Origin of the sequence: Enterobacter sp. RHBSTW-00318, from assembly GCF_014101375.1 — a bacterium.
Lineage (GTDB): Bacteria > Pseudomonadota > Gammaproteobacteria > Enterobacterales > Enterobacteriaceae > Enterobacter > Enterobacter ludwigii.
In genome coordinates, this window is the sequence record NZ_JABXQH010000001.1 from 2,724,981 (window position 1) to 2,742,813 (window position 17,833).

General features: G+C 54.2%; 20 protein-coding genes. 13 read left to right on the forward strand and 7 right to left on the reverse strand.

The window, feature by feature from the left end:
• The 5 genes from HV157_RS13505 to coaD all read left to right on the forward strand — a co-directional run bounded on the left by HV157_RS13505 (position 1) and on the right by coaD (position 4,695).
• A complete protein-coding gene (locus HV157_RS13505) occupies positions 1 to 1,098 on the forward strand; it encodes a glycosyltransferase (protein WP_032679322.1) in 1,098 nt (365 codons plus the stop codon).
• Between the two features lie 14 nt (positions 1,099 to 1,112).
• Entirely contained in the window at positions 1,113 to 2,102 is a 990-nt protein-coding gene (locus tag HV157_RS13510) for a glycosyltransferase (RefSeq protein ID WP_020882686.1), read from the forward strand.
• A gap of 65 nt (positions 2,103 to 2,167) precedes the next feature.
• Positions 2,168 to 3,442: a lipid IV(A) 3-deoxy-D-manno-octulosonic acid transferase gene (gene waaA, locus HV157_RS13515; RefSeq protein ID WP_014168058.1), complete on the forward strand. Its 1,275-nt coding sequence runs from the start codon at positions 2,168 to 2,170 to the stop codon at positions 3,440 to 3,442.
• Positions 3,442 to 4,212, forward strand: a complete 771-nt coding sequence (locus HV157_RS13520; protein WP_063214977.1) for a glycosyltransferase family 2 protein — start codon at positions 3,442 to 3,444, stop codon at positions 4,210 to 4,212. The genes waaA and HV157_RS13520 overlap by 1 nt, the downstream gene beginning before the upstream one ends.
• A 3-nt stretch (positions 4,213 to 4,215) precedes the next feature.
• On the forward strand, positions 4,216 to 4,695 hold the full coding sequence (gene coaD / locus HV157_RS13525; protein WP_014168056.1) for a pantetheine-phosphate adenylyltransferase: 480 nt from the start codon (positions 4,216 to 4,218) through the stop codon (positions 4,693 to 4,695).
• A 2-nt stretch (positions 4,696 to 4,697) separates the two neighbouring features.
• Here coaD and mutM read toward each other — a convergent pair whose 3' ends face one another.
• The 4 genes from mutM to radC form a co-directional block, all read right to left on the reverse strand.
• The gene (gene mutM, locus HV157_RS13530; protein WP_032679319.1) at positions 4,698 to 5,507 is read right to left on the reverse strand and encodes a bifunctional DNA-formamidopyrimidine glycosylase/DNA-(apurinic or apyrimidinic site) lyase; all 810 of its coding nucleotides are present in this window, start codon (positions 5,505 to 5,507) and stop codon (positions 4,698 to 4,700) included.
• A 74-nt stretch (positions 5,508 to 5,581) separates the two neighbouring features.
• On the reverse strand, positions 5,582 to 5,749 hold the full coding sequence (rpmG, locus tag HV157_RS13535) for a 50S ribosomal protein L33 (RefSeq protein ID WP_003024094.1): 168 nt from the start codon (positions 5,747 to 5,749) through the stop codon (positions 5,582 to 5,584).
• Positions 5,750 to 5,771: 22 nt separating this feature from the next.
• Positions 5,772 to 6,008: a 50S ribosomal protein L28 gene (rpmB, locus tag HV157_RS13540; RefSeq protein ID WP_002436699.1), complete on the reverse strand. Its 237-nt coding sequence runs from the start codon at positions 6,006 to 6,008 to the stop codon at positions 5,772 to 5,774.
• Positions 6,009 to 6,225: 217 nt separating this feature from the next.
• Positions 6,226 to 6,891 (reverse strand): DNA repair protein RadC, encoded by a 666-nt coding sequence (radC, locus tag HV157_RS13545; protein ID WP_182268083.1) that lies wholly within the window; start codon positions 6,889 to 6,891, stop codon positions 6,226 to 6,228.
• Between the two features lie 172 nt (positions 6,892 to 7,063).
• On the opposite strand from radC, the gene coaBC reads away from it, so the two are divergent.
• From coaBC to slmA, 3 genes are all read left to right on the forward strand, one after another.
• Positions 7,064 to 8,275: a bifunctional phosphopantothenoylcysteine decarboxylase/phosphopantothenate--cysteine ligase CoaBC gene (gene coaBC, locus HV157_RS13550; protein WP_182268643.1), complete on the forward strand. Its 1,212-nt coding sequence runs from the start codon at positions 7,064 to 7,066 to the stop codon at positions 8,273 to 8,275.
• On the forward strand, positions 8,253 to 8,711 hold the full coding sequence (gene dut, locus HV157_RS13555; protein ID WP_014168052.1) for a dUTP diphosphatase: 459 nt from the start codon (positions 8,253 to 8,255) through the stop codon (positions 8,709 to 8,711). Before coaBC ends, dut begins: the two co-directional genes overlap by 23 nt.
• A 120-nt stretch (positions 8,712 to 8,831) precedes the next feature.
• Complete coding sequence (gene slmA / locus HV157_RS13560; RefSeq protein ID WP_020882692.1) at positions 8,832 to 9,428, forward strand: nucleoid occlusion factor SlmA; 597 nt, start codon at positions 8,832 to 8,834, stop codon at positions 9,426 to 9,428.
• A gap of 39 nt (positions 9,429 to 9,467) precedes the next feature.
• Here slmA and pyrE read toward each other — a convergent pair whose 3' ends face one another.
• Together pyrE and rph are read right to left on the reverse strand one after the other, a co-directional pair.
• Complete coding sequence (pyrE, locus tag HV157_RS13565) at positions 9,468 to 10,109, reverse strand: orotate phosphoribosyltransferase (RefSeq protein WP_014168048.1); 642 nt, start codon at positions 10,107 to 10,109, stop codon at positions 9,468 to 9,470.
• Between the two features lie 68 nt (positions 10,110 to 10,177).
• The gene (gene rph, locus HV157_RS13570; protein ID WP_013094888.1) at positions 10,178 to 10,894 is read right to left on the reverse strand and encodes a ribonuclease PH; all 717 of its coding nucleotides are present in this window, start codon (positions 10,892 to 10,894) and stop codon (positions 10,178 to 10,180) included.
• A 125-nt stretch (positions 10,895 to 11,019) separates the two neighbouring features.
• On the opposite strand from rph, the gene HV157_RS13575 reads away from it, so the two are divergent.
• Positions 11,020 to 11,883, forward strand: a complete 864-nt coding sequence (locus HV157_RS13575; protein ID WP_020882693.1) for a YicC/YloC family endoribonuclease — start codon at positions 11,020 to 11,022, stop codon at positions 11,881 to 11,883.
• Between the two features lie 251 nt (positions 11,884 to 12,134).
• Positions 12,135 to 12,752, forward strand: a complete 618-nt coding sequence (locus HV157_RS13580; protein WP_020882694.1) for a trimeric intracellular cation channel family protein — start codon at positions 12,135 to 12,137, stop codon at positions 12,750 to 12,752.
• A gap of 68 nt (positions 12,753 to 12,820) precedes the next feature.
• Here HV157_RS13580 and ligB read toward each other — a convergent pair whose 3' ends face one another.
• Positions 12,821 to 14,491, reverse strand: coding sequence for an NAD-dependent DNA ligase LigB (ligB, locus tag HV157_RS13585; protein ID WP_182268077.1), 1,671 nt, complete (start codon positions 14,489 to 14,491; stop codon positions 12,821 to 12,823).
• 251 nt (positions 14,492 to 14,742) lie between these two features.
• Between ligB and gmk the strand changes: the two genes are divergently transcribed.
• From gmk to spoT, 3 genes are read left to right on the forward strand one after another with little or no spacing between them, the layout of a single operon-like run.
• Positions 14,743 to 15,366, forward strand: coding sequence for a guanylate kinase (gene gmk, locus HV157_RS13590; RefSeq protein ID WP_014168044.1), 624 nt, complete (start codon positions 14,743 to 14,745; stop codon positions 15,364 to 15,366).
• Between the two features lie 54 nt (positions 15,367 to 15,420).
• Positions 15,421 to 15,696, forward strand: a complete 276-nt coding sequence (rpoZ, locus tag HV157_RS13595; RefSeq protein WP_000135058.1) for a DNA-directed RNA polymerase subunit omega — start codon at positions 15,421 to 15,423, stop codon at positions 15,694 to 15,696.
• A 19-nt stretch (positions 15,697 to 15,715) separates the two neighbouring features.
• Positions 15,716 to 17,830 (forward strand): bifunctional GTP diphosphokinase/guanosine-3',5'-bis pyrophosphate 3'-pyrophosphohydrolase, encoded by a 2,115-nt coding sequence (gene spoT / locus HV157_RS13600; RefSeq protein WP_014168043.1) that lies wholly within the window; start codon positions 15,716 to 15,718, stop codon positions 17,828 to 17,830.
• Positions 17,831 to 17,833: the final 3 nt, after the last annotated feature.

A 17,833-nucleotide genomic window follows, 5' to 3' on the forward strand; every position in this document is an offset into this window, starting at 1 on the left:
ATGCGCATCCTAATGATTATTGATGGTTTGCCCGGTGGAGGAGCCGAAAAAACGGTTCTCACCCTCTCCAGCGGATTGATAGAAATGGGGCATCAGGTCTCCCTTTTCTCCCTGCGAAAGGTGTGCGACTACGCCATCCCGGCAGGCATTGATTATCAGGTCATTCAGGATACGTGTAAAAAGCCCTGGAGAAAGCTCACCGAGATCCCGCGCCGGGCGCAGCTGCTGGACAATGCCATTGAACAGGCTGAGCGCAGCGGGAAGTTCGACGTCATATTCTCGCACCTGCATAAAACCGATCGTATTGTGGCGCACAGTCGTGCGCTGGATCGCGATAAGGTCTGGTTCTGCGTGCATGGCATGTTCTCATTCTCCTACCTGCGTCATCGCCACGGCCTTTCACGCTGGTTTAAGCATTACAAAATTCGTCATACCTACGAAAACCGAAACGTTGTCGCCGTCTCCGCCGCCGTGCTGAAAGATCTCTCAGAGACGCTGTCCATCGACCTTCGTCGCAAAGCGGTTATCCATAATCCCTTTGATATTCCTGAAATCCAGCGTCTGGCGGATGCGCCTTTTGAGATGCAGGGGCAGGATTACATTATTCACGTGGGTCGTTTTCATGAACATAAACGCCACGACCGCCTTCTGCGTGCCTATGCGCAGAGCAAAATAGACGCATCGCTGGTGATGATGGGCAACGGTTCTGACACCAAAATTCAACAGCTTAAACAGTTAGCGAAAGAACTCGGGATCGAAGACAAGGTTATTTTCCGCCCCTTCGAGTCCAACCCTTATCCGTGGATTAAAGGCGCACGGCTTTTAGTGTTAAGTTCTGACTGTGAAGGTTTTGGTAACGTACTGGTAGAATCCATCATCTGCCAGACGCCGCCTGTCAGTACGAACTGTCCTGGCGGGCCCGCTGAAATCCTCACGGGTACGCTGGCGCGCGGGCTGTCGGAGATGAATGACGAATCACTGGCGAAAACACTGGCCGATCTCTATACCTCCCCGCCTGTCGTTGATAGCGCAACGATCGCGTCGTTCGGGATAAATGCCATTTGCCAGCAATATGTTGCGTTGGTAGACAATCAATAATAATCAGGTTTCTTATGCAAAATTCAGCGCCATTATTAAGCGTAGTGGTTGCCGTTTATAACGGCGAAGCTTTCCTGGATCAGTTCTTTACCTGCCTTGCGAATCAACAGATCGACAGTATGGAAGTCATCATCGTCAATGATGGCTCCACGGACAGTTCGATGCAGATAGTCGAAACCTGGCGTGAAAAACTGCCGCAAATGCAGGTTATCGAACAGGAAAATCAGGGTGTATCCATTGCGCGCAATACCGGTCTGGCCGTCGCTACCGGTCAATATCTCTCTTTCCCGGATATTGATGATGTCTTTAAGCCGGGCATGTATCAGCGCTTGCTTGATATGGCCGTCACGCAGAATCTGGATGTCGCCACCTGCAACGGAAACTACGTCTGGGAAAACAATAAGAAGCCTTCACGGCCGATTTTCCCGGAAGACAAGCTGGCCTCGACAGGCGTCATGACCGGTGCGGCATGGTTAAAAAAAGCGCTCGACTCACGTAAGTTTCTGCATGTGACCTGGCTGAATATCTATCGCCACGACTTTATTCGTCAGAACGGTTTTCGTTTTGAGCCCGGCCTGCGTCATCAGGATATCCCGTGGACTACCGAAGTCTTGCTCGCAGCTGACCGCGTGCAATACACCAGTGAACGTTTTTACGACTATTACATTCACTCCGCATCGGTTTCCCATATGCCGGACAATGATGACACGCTGATTCGCTCGGCGCGCCATTACATGAAAATTCTGCAGATGCTGGATGCCATCAACCAGCGTTACCCGGAAAAAGTGAAAGATATCCCCGCCTGCCACTGGCAAATCGCCAAAGAGGGGCTTGGGATCATTCATACCTTCGACAATATGAAGGATGTGCAGAAGAAGTCGATGATAATAAAAGAGTTCTTCGACACGGGTATCTGGAGGCTTATCTGGAAAAGCGCCAAAAGCCCCCGTTTGCGCTGGCGCCTGGGCCGACGCTACTTCCGTTTAAAACGGTATCTGGCATAAGAGATAGCTTTACCCGGCTTAAATGCTTAGAATTTCCCCGCCGAAACTAAAAAACGGATAATCGCTTGGAATTGTTGTATACCGCCCTGCTCTACATCATCCAGCCACTGGTGTGGCTGCGACTGTTGCTTCGTAGCCGTAAAGCGCCTGCGTATCGTAAACGCTGGGCTGAACGCTATGGTTACTGCCGCAATAAAGTCGTGCCGGACGGTATTTTGCTGCATTCCGTTTCTGTGGGCGAAACGCTGGCGGCGATCCCGCTGGTTCGCGCCCTTCGTCACCGCTATCCGTCACTGCCGATCACGGTCACGACCATGACGCCGACGGGGTCTGAACGCGCATTATCGGCGTTCGGTAAAGACGTTCAACACGTCTATTTGCCTTACGACCTGCCTTGCGCCATGAACCGCTTCCTGAATACCGTTCGCCCGAAACTGGTGATCGTCATGGAAACCGAGCTGTGGCCAAATATGATTTCCGCCCTGCATGCCCGTAAAATTCCGCTGGTGATTGCCAACGCGCGCCTTTCAGAGCGCTCGGCGAAAGGTTACGGCAAATTAGGTAAATTTATGCGCCGCCTGCTCAGCCGAATTACGCTGATTGCCGCGCAGAATGAAGAAGACGCGGCGCGCTTTCTCGCTCTGGGTCTGAAGCGCAACCAGCTTGCGGTGACGGGTAGCCTGAAGTTCGATATCTCCGTCACGCCTGAACTCGCCGCCCGTGCGATTACGCTACGTCGCCAGTGGGCACCGCGTCGGCAGGTGTGGATTGCAACCAGCACCCATGACGGCGAAGAAGCCATTATCCTGCAGGCCCATCGTAAGCTGCTGGAAAAATTCCCCGATTTGCTGCTGATTCTGGTCCCCCGTCACCCCGAACGTTTTAAAGATGCGCGTGAGATGGTGCAGAAAGGCGGCTTCAGCTTTACCCTGCGCAGCAGCGGTGAGATCCCCTCCGGCAGCACTCAGGTGGTGATTGGCGATACAATGGGCGAGCTGATGCTGCTTTACGGCATTGCCGATCTGGCTTTTGTCGGCGGCAGCCTTGTGGAGCGCGGCGGCCATAATCCGCTTGAGCCGGCCGCACACGCCATTCCGGTGCTGATGGGCCCACACACGTTTAACTTCAAAGATATCTGCGCTAAATTGCAGCAAGCCGACGGGTTAATTACCGTGACCGACGCGGACTCGGTGGTCAAAGAGGTCTCAACCCTTCTGACCGACGAAGACTACCGCCTCTGGTATGGTCGCCATGCTGTCGAAGTGCTGCATCAGAACCAGGGCGCACTCACTCGTCTGCTGCAACTTCTGCAACCTTATCTGCCTCAGCGGAGCCACTAATGTCAACGCGTCTGTCGGTCGTGATGATCGCCAAAAACGCCGCCGACCTGCTTCCGGACTGCCTGGCCTCCGTCGCCTGGGCTGACGAAATTGTCCTTCTCGACTCCGGCAGCGAGGACAACACGGTGGATGACGCCCGTGCCGCGGGTGCAAAGGTCTTTATCGATACCGACTGGCAAGGCTACGGCATCCAGCGCCAGCGCGCGCAGCGCTATGCTACTGGCGATTACGTGCTGATGCTGGACACTGACGAGCGCATCACACCAGAGCTCCGCCAGGCCATTCAGGCGGTGCTGGCAGCACCTCAGCCTGGCGCGGTATACAGCATTGCACGTCGCAACTATTTCCTTGGCCGTTTTATGCGCCACAGCGGCTGGTATCCAGACCGCGTAATGCGCCTCTACGAGCGTGAGCGATATCAGTACAACGATAATCTGGTCCATGAATCCCTGGCATGCGACAGTGCCCCCGTCATTCCTCTGACGGGCGATCTGCTGCATCTGACCTGCCGGGATTTCGCCAGCTTCCAGCGCAAACAGCTTAATTATGCCACCGCATGGGCGCATGAGCGCCACCTGCGCGGCAAGAAGGCCACGCTGACCGGTATTTTCACCCACACGCTCGGGGCATTTCTGAAAACACTGCTGCTGCGAGGCGGCGTGCTGGACGGTAAACAGGGGTGGTTACTGGCGGTGGTGAATGCCCAGTATACTTTCAACAAATACACCGAGCTGTGGGCGCTTTGCCGCGGCTACTCAGAGAAAACGTGAGCCATGAGCACAAAAGCGATTTATCCGGGTACCTTTGATCCCATCACCAACGGTCATCTTGACATCATCACCCGTGCGGCATGCATGTTTGATAAGGTGATTCTGGCGATCGCCGCCAGCCCCAGTAAGAAACCCATGTTCGACCTCAATGAGCGCGTTGCCCTTGCCACTGACGCTATCTCACATCTGCCAAACGTCGAGGTGGTGGGCTTCAGCGATCTGATGGCCAACTTCGCCCGTGCCCGGCAGGCTAACATTTTGATCCGCGGGTTACGCGCGGTGGCTGACTTCGAATACGAAATGCAGCTGGCGCACATGAACCGCCACCTGATGCCAGAGCTGGAGAGCGTGTTCCTGATGCCCTCAAAAGAGTGGTCGTTTATCTCTTCTTCGCTGGTCAAAGAGGTGGCGCGTCATCACGGTGACGTGACCCATTTCCTGCCGGCTAACGTCCATCAGGCGTTGATGGAAAAATTAAAGTAGCCCTATTTCTGGCACTGACGGCAATAGAACGTGGCGCGCTGAGCGTGCTTCGTTGCAATAATCGGTGTCCCACAGACTCTGCACGGCTCACCCTTACGGCCATATACCTGCAGCTCCTGGGCAAAATAGCCGGGTTTACCGTCGCTCTGCAGGAAGTCCTTCAGGGTGGTCCCCCCTTGCTCAATAGAACGCAACAGCACCGCTTTAATCACCCGGACCAGCAGTTCACACTCCTGAGATGACAGCGATGAGGCCAGTCGATCGGGATGGATCCCGGCGGCAAACAGCGATTCGCTGGCATAAATATTCCCTACTCCCACCACCAGCTTATTGTCCATCAGCCACGGTTTGATCGGGGTTTTCTTCTTTGCACACTTCGCTTTCAGGTATTCCGCGTTAAATGCCTCTGAGAGCGGCTCTGGCCCCAGATGCGCCAGAACGCTGTGTCCTTCAAGCTCTTTGGTCCACAGCCATGCGCCAAAGCGTCGTGGGTCGGTGTAACGCAGCACTTTACCGTTGCTCATCACCAGATCGACATGGTCATGCTTTTCCGCGGGCAGTTCTTCGGTAAGGATGCGCAGACTACCAGACATACCGAGATGGATGATAATCCAGCCGTCGGGCAGCTCCAGCAGCAGATATTTGGCGCGACGCTGGACGCTGAGAATCGGTTTATCGCTTAACGCATGGATTTCATCGGACACCGGCCAACGCAGGCGACCGTTGCGAACGATAGCATGAAGAATAGTCGCGCCGACCAGATGCGGCTCAATACCGCGGCGGCTGGTCTCTACCTCAGGTAATTCAGGCATGGTTCCTCCGGAGTAAGATGCAGAATGCAAAAAACCCCGCAGTTGCGGGGTTTTTCAATACAAGGAGGCTAAAATTATTTGATTTTAGCTTCTTTGTACAGTACGTGCTGGCGTACAACTGGATCGAATTTTTTCAGTTCCAGTTTTTCCGGCTTAGTACGTTTGTTCTTCGTGGTGGTGTAGAAGTGACCTGTACCAGCAGAAGAAACCAGCTTGATTTTCTCGCGAATACCTTTAGCCATGATTTATTTCCTCTTTAAGTACTTAGTACTTTTCGCCACGGGCACGCAGTTCGGACAGAACTGTATCAATGCCTTTCTTATCGATTACACGCATACCTTTAGCAGATACGCGCAGGGTGACAAAACGCTTCTCGCTCTCAACCCAGAAACGGTGAGAGTGCAGGTTCGGCAGGAAACGGCGTTTAGTCGCGTTCAGTGCGTGGGAACGGTTGTTACCGGTCACCGGACGCTTGCCAGTAACTTGGCAGACTCGGGACATGTCTATTCTCCAAAAATCAAATTAGCTCGAGCTTCGTATGGGGTATCGGCGCCTCGTCAGGCTTTACAGCCCGGTCATCGCATAGTTCTATTGAACTCTCGATTGCCAGGCCCAAATGCCAAACCCGAGATTCTCAAAGGTGGCGTAGTATACGCTGACTCGGCGGTGTGCTCAAGTCCCGAACAGACAAAGATCCCGATGGATCGCGAGAAATAGCCTAAATCCAGCCATGTTCTGCAAAAGAAATGTACTCGCCGCGACCAATTATCAGATGGTCGAGCACACGAATGTCCATGAATTGACAGCATTTGATAATGCGTTCGGTCATCTCTTTGTCAGCTCTGCTTGGTTCTGCACAGCCAGAGGGGTGATTATGCGCGAGTATCACGCCGGCTGCATTCACTTTTATCGCTTCCCGCACAATTTCTCGCGGATGAACCTCAACGTGGCTCAGTGTTCCGGAAAAAAGACGGCTATGTTTTAGTACCCGGTTCCTGTTATCAAGAAAGATCACCATAAAGATCTCGCGCTCCAAATCTGATAGCTGGCTCTGGAGAAATACGCGTGTCATATCCGGGGTGAGTATGGGATCTTCCTCTTCCATACGGACGTCGTAAAAACGGCGGGCCAGTTCAACAATCCCCCTCAGTTGGGCGAACTTCGCCACGCCAATTCCTTCGACGTGCCTGAATTCTGTCAGATCCGCCGTCAATAAGCCATACAACGAACCAAAATGGTCGATGAGCTCCTTTGCCAGCGTAAATACCGTTTTGCCGGGCGTTCCGGTGCGTAAAAAGAGTGCCAGCAACTCGTCGTCCTTTAACAACGTGACGCCATAGCGCAGCATTTTTTCACGCGGTAGCAGCAGTTCAGTCTCTTCCATGCCTGTCTCCTTCGGTTTGCCATCATGCTGCCACAGCCACCCCCGGCACTCGACGCCCACTTTTCATTCCTGCGTAACGCCTCGCAAACTGGCCGAAGGACAAAATCACCCCCTTTTTGGGATTGTGATAAAATGCCCGCTCTCTGGTGAAACCCAACAGGAAAGAATCATGATGAGCCTGGCCGGTAAAAAAATCGTTCTTGGCGTGAGCGGCGGTATTGCTGCCTATAAAGCGCCGGAGCTGGTGCGTCGTTTGCGCGAGCGCGGGGCGGATGTGCGGGTCGCGATAACGGAAGGCGGCAAAGCCTTTATCACGCCTCTGAGCCTGCAGGCCGTTTCAGGGTACCCCGTCTCTGACAGCCTCCTTGATCCGGCCGCCGAAGCCGCGATGGGCCATATTGAGCTGGGAAAATGGGCAGACCTGGTTATCCTTGCCCCCGCCACAGCAGATTTTATTGCCCGCGTAGCAGCCGGCATGGCAAACGATCTGGTCTCGACCATTTGCCTGGCCACGCCCGCACCTGTTGCCGTCGTCCCCGCGATGAACCAGCAGATGTACCGCAACGCCGCCACCCAACATAATCTGACGACGCTGGCCTCACGCGGCCTGCTCATCTGGGGGCCGGACAGCGGTAGCCAGGCGTGTGGTGATGTGGGTCCTGGTCGTATGCTTGACCCGCTGACCATCGTTGAGCTGGCCGCCGGCCATTTTTCGCCTGTCAACGATCTGCAACATCTCAACATCATGATTACCGCGGGTCCAACGCGCGAGCCGCTGGACCCGGTGCGTTACATTACCAACCATAGCTCCGGTAAAATGGGCTTTGCGATTGCTGCCGCGGCGGCAAAACGCGGTGCAAAGGTCACGCTGGTGAGCGGCCCGGTCTCGTTACCGACACCGCCATTTGTGCAGCGTATTGATGTCACCACCGCCCTGGAGATGGACGCCGCCGTACAGGCGCATGCGCAGAACCAGCAGATTTTTATCGGCTGTGCGGCTGTTGCAGATTACCGTGCCGAAACCATTTCCGGGTCAAAAATTAAAAAGCAAGGCGATGAATTAACACTAAAAATGGTGAAAAATCCGGACATTGTTGCGGGTGTCGCCGCACTGAAAAACCATCGTCCTTACGTTGTTGGGTTTGCCGCAGAAACAAATAATGTGGAAGAATATGCCCGGCAAAAACGTACCCGCAAAAACCTCGATTTGATTTGCGCGAACGACGTATCGCTGGCCACGCAAGGATTTAACAGCGACAGCAACGCACTGCACCTTTTCTGGCAGGATGGAGATAAAGTCTTACCGCTTGAGCGCAAGGAACTCCTGGGCCAACAATTACTGGACGAGATCGTTACCCGTTATGATGAAAAAAATCGACGTTAAGATTCTGGACCCGCGTGTTGGTAAGCAATTTGCGCTGCCAACCTATGCCACCTCCGGCTCTGCCGGTCTTGACCTGCGTGCCTGTCTCGATGACGCCGTAGAGCTGGCTCCGGGTGCAACCACCCTGATCCCAACCGGCCTGGCAATCCACATTGCTGACCCGTCGCTGGCAGCGGTGATCCTGCCGCGTTCTGGTCTGGGTCATAAGCATGGAGTGGTACTGGGTAACCTGGTCGGCCTGATCGACTCTGACTACCAGGGTCAACTGATGGTTTCCGTCTGGAACCGTGGTCAGGACAGCTTCACCATTGAACCGGGCGAGCGTATCGCACAGATGGTCTTTGTACCGGTGGTTCAGGCAGAATTTAACCTGGTGGAAGACTTTGACGCCACCGACCGTGGCGAAGGCGGCTTCGGCCATTCCGGGCGCAAATAACCGCCCGACCGACACGTATCTCACAGCGCCATAATGCAATAACAAACCGCAAACGTCAGTTTGCGGTCGCTGTGTGGATGCCAGCCTGGCAAGTGCTTATTTTCAGGGGTATTTTGTAACATGGCAGAAAAACAAACCGCGAAAAGGAACCGTCGCGAAGAAATACTTCAATCTCTGGCGCTGATGCTTGAATCCAGCGATGGTAGTCAACGCATCACCACCGCAAAACTGGCCGCCTCCGTGGGCGTGTCTGAAGCGGCGTTGTATCGTCATTTTCCGAGCAAAACCCGGATGTTTGACAGTCTGATCGAATTTATCGAAGACAGTCTGATCACTCGCATCAACCTGATTCTGAAAGACGAAAAAGACACGACTGCGCGTTTGCGTCTGATTGTGCAGCTCATTCTGGGCTTTGGTGAACGCAATCCGGGCTTAACCCGTATCCTGACTGGCCACGCGCTGATGTTCGAGCAGGACCGATTGCAGGGCCGTATTAACCAGCTCTTCGAGCGTATTGAAGCACAACTGCGCCAGGTACTGCGCGAGAAAAAAATGCGTGAGGGTGAAGGTTACAGCACCGATGAAACGCTGCTGGCAAGTCAGATCCTGTCGTTTTGCGAAGGCATGCTCTCCCGCTTTGTACGCAGCGAGTTTAAATACCGTCCAACGGACGATTTTGACGCCCGTTGGCCGTTAGTGGCGGCACAGCTGCAATAATCTTCAGGCCCGGTAAGCAGAACGCCACCGGGCTTGATATTACACGCCGAAAGCTTCGCGATACCCACGTACCGCAGCCAGATGATCCGCCATCTCAGGCTTCTCTTCCAGATACGCAATCAGGTCTTTCAGGGTGATGATCGACGTCACTTTACAGCCATAATCGCGCTCAACTTCCTGAATAGCAGAGATTTCACCACGCCCGCGTTCCTGACGATCCAAAGAGATCAGCACGCCAGCAAGCGTAGCGCCGTTGGCCTGAATAATCTCCATCGATTCGCGAATAGCGGTACCAGCGGTGATCACATCGTCCACCAGCATAACGCGACCCTGCAGCGCGCTGCCTACCAGATTACCGCCTTCACCGTGGGTTTTAGCCTCTTTACGGTTAAAGCAGTACGGTACGTCGCGGTCGTGGTGTTCCGCCAGCGCAACCGCAGTGGTAGTGGCAATCGGAATGCCTTTATAGGCCGGGCCAAACAGCAGGTCAAAATCAATGCCGGAGTCCACCAGCGCTTCGGCATAGAAACGGCCTAACAATGCCAGATCGCGCCCGGTATTAAACAGTCCGGCGTTGAAGAAATAGGGGCTCTTACGCCCGGATTTCAGCGTAAACTCGCCAAATTTCAGGACCTGCTTGTTAAGCGCAAACTCAATAAACTCACGCTGCCAGGATTTCATGGGCTTACTCCTCCGACTTTTGCTTTTGTACGAACAAAAAAAAGGCGACTCATCAGTCGCCTTTAAAATCAATTTTCTAACGCCGCCTTCTGCGTCGTTACGATAGATTCAATTCCCCCTCGGGCCAACGCCAGCAAGGTAAGAAGTTCTTCATGGGTGAACGGCTCACCTTCTGCCGTGCCCTGCACCTCAATGATGCGACCGTCTTCAGTCATCACCACGTTCATGTCAGTCTCAGCAGCGGAATCTTCGACGTATTCCAGGTCGCAAAGCGCTTCACCGTTAACGATACCCACGGAAACAGCCGCGACCATCCCTTTCATCGGATTCGTTTTCAGCTTACCGGCTGCAACCAGCTTATTCAGGGCATCAGCCAGCGCTACACATGCACCGGTAATCGACGCCGTACGCGTACCACCGTCTGCCTGAATGACGTCGCAGTCCAGAGTAATGGTAAATTCACCCAGTGTTTTCAGATCAACGGCGGCGCGCAGCGCACGTGCGATCAGACGCTGGATTTCCATGGTACGGCCGCCCTGCTTGCCTTTTGCCGCTTCGCGGGCGTTACGGGTATGGGTTGCACGCGGCAACATGCCATATTCCGCAGTGATCCAGCCCTGGCCCTGACCTTTCAGGAAGCGTGGAACGCCCTCTTCGATGGACGCGGTGCACAGCACTTTGGTGTCACCAAACTCAACCAGTACGGAGCCTTCTGCGTGTTTTGTATAGTTACGGGTCAGGGTGACGGGACGCACCTGATTGGCGCTACGACCTGCTGGACGCATAATGAAATCTCCGGCTTGAAACGAATGTGGCTGCGCATTATACGGATAAAGGACGCTTATTCCTATCCTGAGAAGCCCCCGAAAGCTATAATCCCCCCATCTCTCCTTTAAAAACGGGAATGTCTATGATCCGCAGTATGACCGCCTACGCCCGGCGTGAAATCAAGGGTAGCTGGGGTAGCGCTACATGGGAAATGCGCTCGGTAAACCAGCGCTACCTGGAAACGTATTTCCGTATGCCGGAGCAGTTCCGCAGCCTTGAACCTGTTGTACGCGAGCGTATCCGTGCTCGTCTGACGCGCGGTAAAGTGGAATGTAACCTGCGTTTTGAGCCTGATGCCAGCGCCCAGGGTGAGCTGATCCTCAACGAAAAACTGGCGAAACAGCTCGTCACTGCAGCGAACTGGGTCAAGATGCAAAGCGATGAAGGGGAAATCAACCCGGTCGATATTCTGCGCTGGCCTGGCGTCATGGCCGCCGGTGAGCAGGATCTGGACACGATTGCCGCTGAAATTCTCAGTGCCCTCGACAGCACGCTGGATGACTTTATCATTGCCCGCGAAACTGAAGGCCAGGCCCTCAAAGCGATGATTGAGCAGCGTCTGGAAGGCGTGACCACCGAAGTGGCTAAAGTCCGTACCCATATGCCTGCGGTCCTGCAATGGCAGCGTGAGCGCCTGGTGGCCAAACTGGAAGAAGCGGAAGTTCAGCTGGAAAATACCCGTCTGGAACAAGAACTGGTGCTGATGGCACAGCGCATTGACGTCGCCGAAGAGCTGGATCGTCTGGAAGCGCACGTTAAAGAGACTTACAACATCCTGAAGAAGAAAGAAGCCGTAGGGCGTCGCCTCGACTTTATGATGCAGGAGTTCAACCGCGAGTCGAACACCCTGGCCTCGAAATCGATCAATGCTGAAGTGACCAACTCCGCCATTGAACTGAAAGTGCTGATTGAGCAGATGCGCGAGCAGATCCAGAATATCGAGTAACGCTTTATTCAAGCCGCTTTCTCATCATGGCCCCGTTCAGGGGCCATTTTTTTATCGGAACAGGCTATCGGCGGCAAACGCCTATAACATGAATAATTGTAATGTGAAAATTACCGTTTATCGCCATCACACCCAGCCAAACAACGTTCAGTCATTACCAAAAATAAGGCTAACGCCCTCACACAAGAAAAACTAAATCGTGACAGACCGCACAAAACGCTACCCTGTTGCCCTCACTGTCGGGGGAACACATGCTGCTACATATCCTTTATCTCGTCGGGATCACTGCCGAAGCCATGACCGGTGCACTCGCTGCCGGACGCCGTCGTATGGATACGTTTGGGGTCATCATTATTGCTACCGCCACCGCGCTGGGAGGCGGATCGGTACGCGATATCCTGCTGGGGCATTACCCTCTCGGCTGGGTTAAGCACCCCGAGTACATCATCATTGTGGCTGTCGCCGCAGTGCTGACCACTATCCTTGCTCCTGTAATGCCCCATCTTCGACGTCTGTTTTTAGTGCTTGATGCTCTGGGCCTGGTCGTGTTCTCCATCATCGGGGCACAAATTGCGCTGGATATGGGCGAAAGCCCGGTGATTGCCACTATTGCCGCAGTCGTGACGGGCGTATTTGGCGGCGTACTGCGCGATATGTTCTGCAAACGCATTCCCCTGGTCTTTCAAAAAGAGCTCTACGCCGGGATATCCTTTGCATCAGCCGTTCTGTATATCGCTTTACAGCATTATGTTTCCAGCCATGACGTCGTGGTCATCGCCACCTTGTTATTTGGCTTCACGGCTCGCTTGCTTGCGCTGCGCTTGAAACTGGGACTGCCCGTGTTTCATTACACTCAGGACACCCACTGACTGGCCGCTATCTATTCTCCCCAACAAGATAGCGGCGTTTATCAGCGATAAGCGACAGCAAGCTCACGTCAGAATCCTTGCACTCCCTGCTTGCCGAGCCAGGCAACCAGGCCGGCAATGCCAGGATCATGAATAAACGCAACAAGCTGCCGGGCTTTCTCCTTTCCTGTGCCGGGAAGTGCCTGCCAGTCTGCTGCGTTACGCTCACGCATTTTCTGCCACGTCAGGTCTCCCAGAGCGTTTAGCGAGGCCTGCGTCAGCGGAACACCCAATGCCATGATCCAACGAATAAAGGGTCGCTCACGTACCAGATTAAAGCGATGCCAGAGCGCCAGCCCGCGTGCTGCGGAAAACCCCGGGGTAGACTCCAGCTGCGCCTGCGTTAATGTCAGCCATGAGAAGATATGTTCAAAATGATGCGCCTGATGCAGCGCTCGCCAGCCTGACTCACCGACTCCTTCAATATCCAGCACGTGCTTTGAACCAAGCCACGTCAGGCGGGCAAAGAACTGCTCCATACACGCCGGCGAGGCGTAAAAACAGCTCTGCGCATGATAATGCGAGGCCGGGGGTGTGGGCTTTTGTCTCTCTTCCCCCCGCCAGACCACCTTATCGAACCGCGGGATACCCTGCCCGGCCAGACTGACCTGTATCTGATCACCCGTCGCAATATCCAGCCTTTGCCAGCGTTCAACGGACCCGAGACTGACCCGTTGTACCTGCTTATCATCCAGCAGGACAGGGACCAGCGCCGCCACGACCGAGATTTTTCCCGTGCGCCCCACGGCAAAATGAATATCTCTTACTTCGGCGATCTGTGCGACCGGGGGGTATTTCCATGCGACGACCCAGCTGCCTTCTCCGGGCAACCAGTTTTCGCCGGGAGGAGCATCCGCGGACCGCACCACAATGCCGTCCGTGGCAAAGGGTAATGCCGTGTCGTGCCACGTCGAGCGCTGTTTCTCGACAGCATCAACAGTCTGTACAGGCAGGGTATAACGCGCCGTCAGGGAAAAGCCGGCTTTAGATAACTCAGACAGCGCACTCGACATCACTTTCGGCCCATCCGGCCAGGCCCAGATAAATATCCCTGTCTGGCTCAGAAGCGGACTGTCCTTTTGCCGCATCATCGCGCCCGCCACTTTTGCCCGTGCGTTCATTCCCCCCATCTGTCGCTGAAGATGGTTGTCGCGTAACCAAAAAAGCTCCCCCTGTAAGACGCTGTTGGCCAGCGCTCCGGTCACTTTTTTGGGCACTGCGGGAATTAAATACACTTGTGCAGTCCAGTCTTCACCTTTAAGCCCATCACCACGACTGATAGCCTGGGTTAACTTTCCGTCGCGATACACCAGCGTCACTGCCACCCCGTCGACTTTTGGCTGCATCCAGAGAGTGTCACGACCACGCATCCACTGGCGTAGCTCTTCTTTACTGGCCGCTTTATGCACTCCCGTATGGGCAACAGGATGTCTTACGCTCCCCGTTAGAACCGGTAAGGCCTCCTCAGAAGGTATATCGCCGAAGCAGCGCTGCCACTGCTTTAAACGGCCATTGAGCTGGTCATAGACGTCGTCATTCACCTCGCTCATGCCCTGCTTCCAGTAGGCATCATCCCAGCGTTTGACTTGCGCACTCAATGTCGCAATCTCTTTCTCTGCTTTTGCCTGAGACCACACGGGACACACCGCGGCACCATAGCCGCACCACAACAGCATTAATCCGCTCATCCATCGCCACATCGCCACCCCTCCTTTGCGTTGGTGGAGGTATAACCCGACGCGGAAAACCGTGCTAATAGCAATCTTTCGCTCTGCGAGGCGTTGTCAGAGGTTTATTTTTATTGCTGCAAAACAGCTGTAAAACCTGAAAACGGCGCGCAAAATTCAATAATGCAGGGGAAAAAGTGTGACAAAGGCTACGTCACACAGCGGCGACGTGTATAATAAGCCCGTATGTAGGACTTCTTCGTTAACACATACAAAAGACTCTCATGGCTCAAGGCACGCTTTATATTGTTTCTGCCCCTAGTGGCGCGGGTAAATCCAGCCTTATTCAGGCACTGTTAAAAACCCAACCGTTGTACGACACACAGGTTTCTGTTTCTCACACCACGCGTAAACCGCGTCCGGGTGAAGTGCACGGTGAACACTATTTCTTTGTTGATCACGATGAATTCAGAGCGATGATTGGCAGAGACGCGTTTCTTGAACACGCAGAAGTTTTCGGTAACTACTACGGCACTTCGCGTGAAACCATTGAGCAGGTTCTGGCCACGGGCGTAAATGTGTTCCTGGATATCGACTGGCAGGGCGCACAGCAGATTCGCAAGAAAATGCCTGATTCACGCAGTATCTTTATTTTACCGCCATCGAAAGATGAGCTGGATCGCCGACTGCGTGGCCGCGGTCAGGACAGCGAGGAAGTGATCGCCCGGCGTATGGAGCAGGCAGTTGCAGAAATGAGCCATTACGCGGAATATGATTACCTTATTGTGAATGATGATTTTGATGCCGCGCTGAGCGATCTCAAAACCATTCTTCGCGCAGAACGCTTGCGTATGAGCCGCCAGAAGCAGCGACATGACGCATTAATCACCAAACTGTTGGCAGACTGAACCCACTTTCAGTATCATGCCCAGTCATTTCTTCACCTGTGGAGCATTTTAAGTATGGCACGCGTAACTGTTCAGGACGCTGTAGAGAAAATTGGTAACCGTTTTGACCTGGTGCTGGTCGCCGCGCGTCGCGCTCGTCAGATGCAGGTAGGCGGTAAAGATCCGCTGGTACCGGAAGAAAACGATAAAACTACCGTTATTGCACTTCGCGAAATCGAAGAAGGTCTGATCAACAATCAGATCCTCGACGTACGTGAGCGCCAGGAGCAGCAAGAGCAGGAAGCCGCAGAACTGCAGGCCGTAACCGCCATTGCTGAAGGTCGTCGTTAATTAAACCTGCGGGTCGCCCTTGTATCTGTTTGAAAGCCTGAATCAACTGATTCAAACTTACCTGCCTGAAGACCAGATTAAGCGTCTTCAGCAGGCGTATCTCGTTGCACGTGACGCTCACGAGGGCCAGGCACGTTCAAGCGGTGAACCCTATATCACGCACCCGGTAGCGGTGGCCTGTATTCTGGCCGAGATGAAACTCGACTACGAAACGCTGATGGCCGCCCTGCTGCATGATGTGATCGAAGATACCCCTGCCACCTACCAGGATATGGAACAGCTGTTTGGCAAAAGCGTTGCCGAGCTGGTGGAAGGGGTCTCTAAGCTTGATAAGCTGAAATTCCGCGACAAGAAAGAGGCGCAAGCCGAAAACTTTCGCAAGATGATTATGGCGATGGTGCAGGATATCCGCGTCATTCTTATCAAACTTGCTGACCGTACCCACAATATGCGCACGCTGGGCTCACTTCGCCCGGACAAACGTCGCCGCATTGCCCGTGAAACCCTCGAAATCTACAGTCCGCTGGCGCACCGTTTAGGTATCCACCACATTAAAACCGAGCTGGAAGAGCTGGGTTTTGAAGCGTTATACCCGAACCGCTATCGCGTGATTAAAGAGGTGGTGAAAGCCGCACGCGGCAACCGTAAAGAGATGATTCAAAAGATCCTCTCTGAAATTGAAGGACGTTTACAGGAAGCGGGAATTCCGTGCCGCGTCAGCGGTCGCGAAAAACATCTGTACTCCATTTACTGCAAAATGGTGCTCAAAGAGCAGCGTTTTCATTCGATCATGGATATCTACGCGTTCCGCGTGATCGTCCACGACTCTGATACCTGCTACCGCGTGCTGGGCCAGATGCACAGCCTGTACAAACCGCGTCCAGGGCGCATGAAAGATTACATCGCCATTCCAAAAGCGAACGGCTATCAATCTTTACATACCTCGATGATCGGTCCACACGGCGTGCCTGTTGAAGTGCAGATCCGCACCGAAGACATGGACCAGATGGCGGAGATGGGTGTGGCTGCACACTGGGCTTATAAAGAGCACGGTGGTGAAAGCAGTACAACCGCACAAATCCGCGCCCAGCGCTGGATGCAAAGCCTGCTGGAGCTGCAGCAGAGTGCGGGTAGCTCGTTTGAATTTATCGAGAGCGTTAAATCCGATCTCTTCCCGGATGAGATTTACGTTTTCACCCCAGAAGGCCGCATTGTCGAACTGCCTGCAGGCGCTACGCCGGTCGACTTTGCTTACGCCGTGCATACCGATATCGGCCACGCCTGCGTGGGCGCGCGTGTCGACAGGCAGCCTTATCCGCTCTCTCAGCCGCTTTCCAGCGGCCAGACGGTGGAAATTATTACCGCACCGGGCGCACGTCCGAACGCGGCCTGGCTGAACTTTGTCGTGAGTTCCAAAGCACGCGCCAAAATCCGCCAGTTGCTGAAAAACCTCAAGCGCGATGATTCCGTCAGCCTGGGGCGTCGTCTGCTCAACCATGCGTTGGGTGGTAGCCGTAAGCTGGCTGAAATCCCGAAAGAGAACATTCAGCGTGAGCTGGAGCGCATGAAGCTCGCCTCGCTTGATGACCTGCTGGCAGAAATCGGCCTCGGCAACGCCATGAGCGTGGTCGTGGCGAAGAACCTGCAGCAGGGTGATACCACGGCGATCCCGACGACGACGCAAAGCCACGGTCATCTGCCGATCAAAGGCGCGGACGGCGTACTTATCACCTTCGCGAAATGTTGCCGTCCTATCCCGGGTGACCCGATTATTGCGCACGTCAGTCCGGGTAAAGGGCTGGTTATCCACCACGAATCCTGTCGTAACATCCGCGGTTATCAAAAAGAGGCGGAGAAGTTCATGGCAGTCGAGTGGGATAAAGAGACGGCACAGGAATTTATCACCGAAATTAAGGTGGATATGTTCAACCACCAGGGTGCCCTGGCGAACCTGACGGCAGCAATCAATACGGCCTCTTCCAACATTCAGAGCCTGAACACGGAAGAGAAAGATGGCCGCGTCTACAGCGCCTTTATTCGTCTGACCGCCCGTGACCGCGTGCATCTGGCGAACATTATGCGCAAGATCCGCGTGATGCCGGACGTGATTAAAGTCACCCGTAACCGAAACTAGACT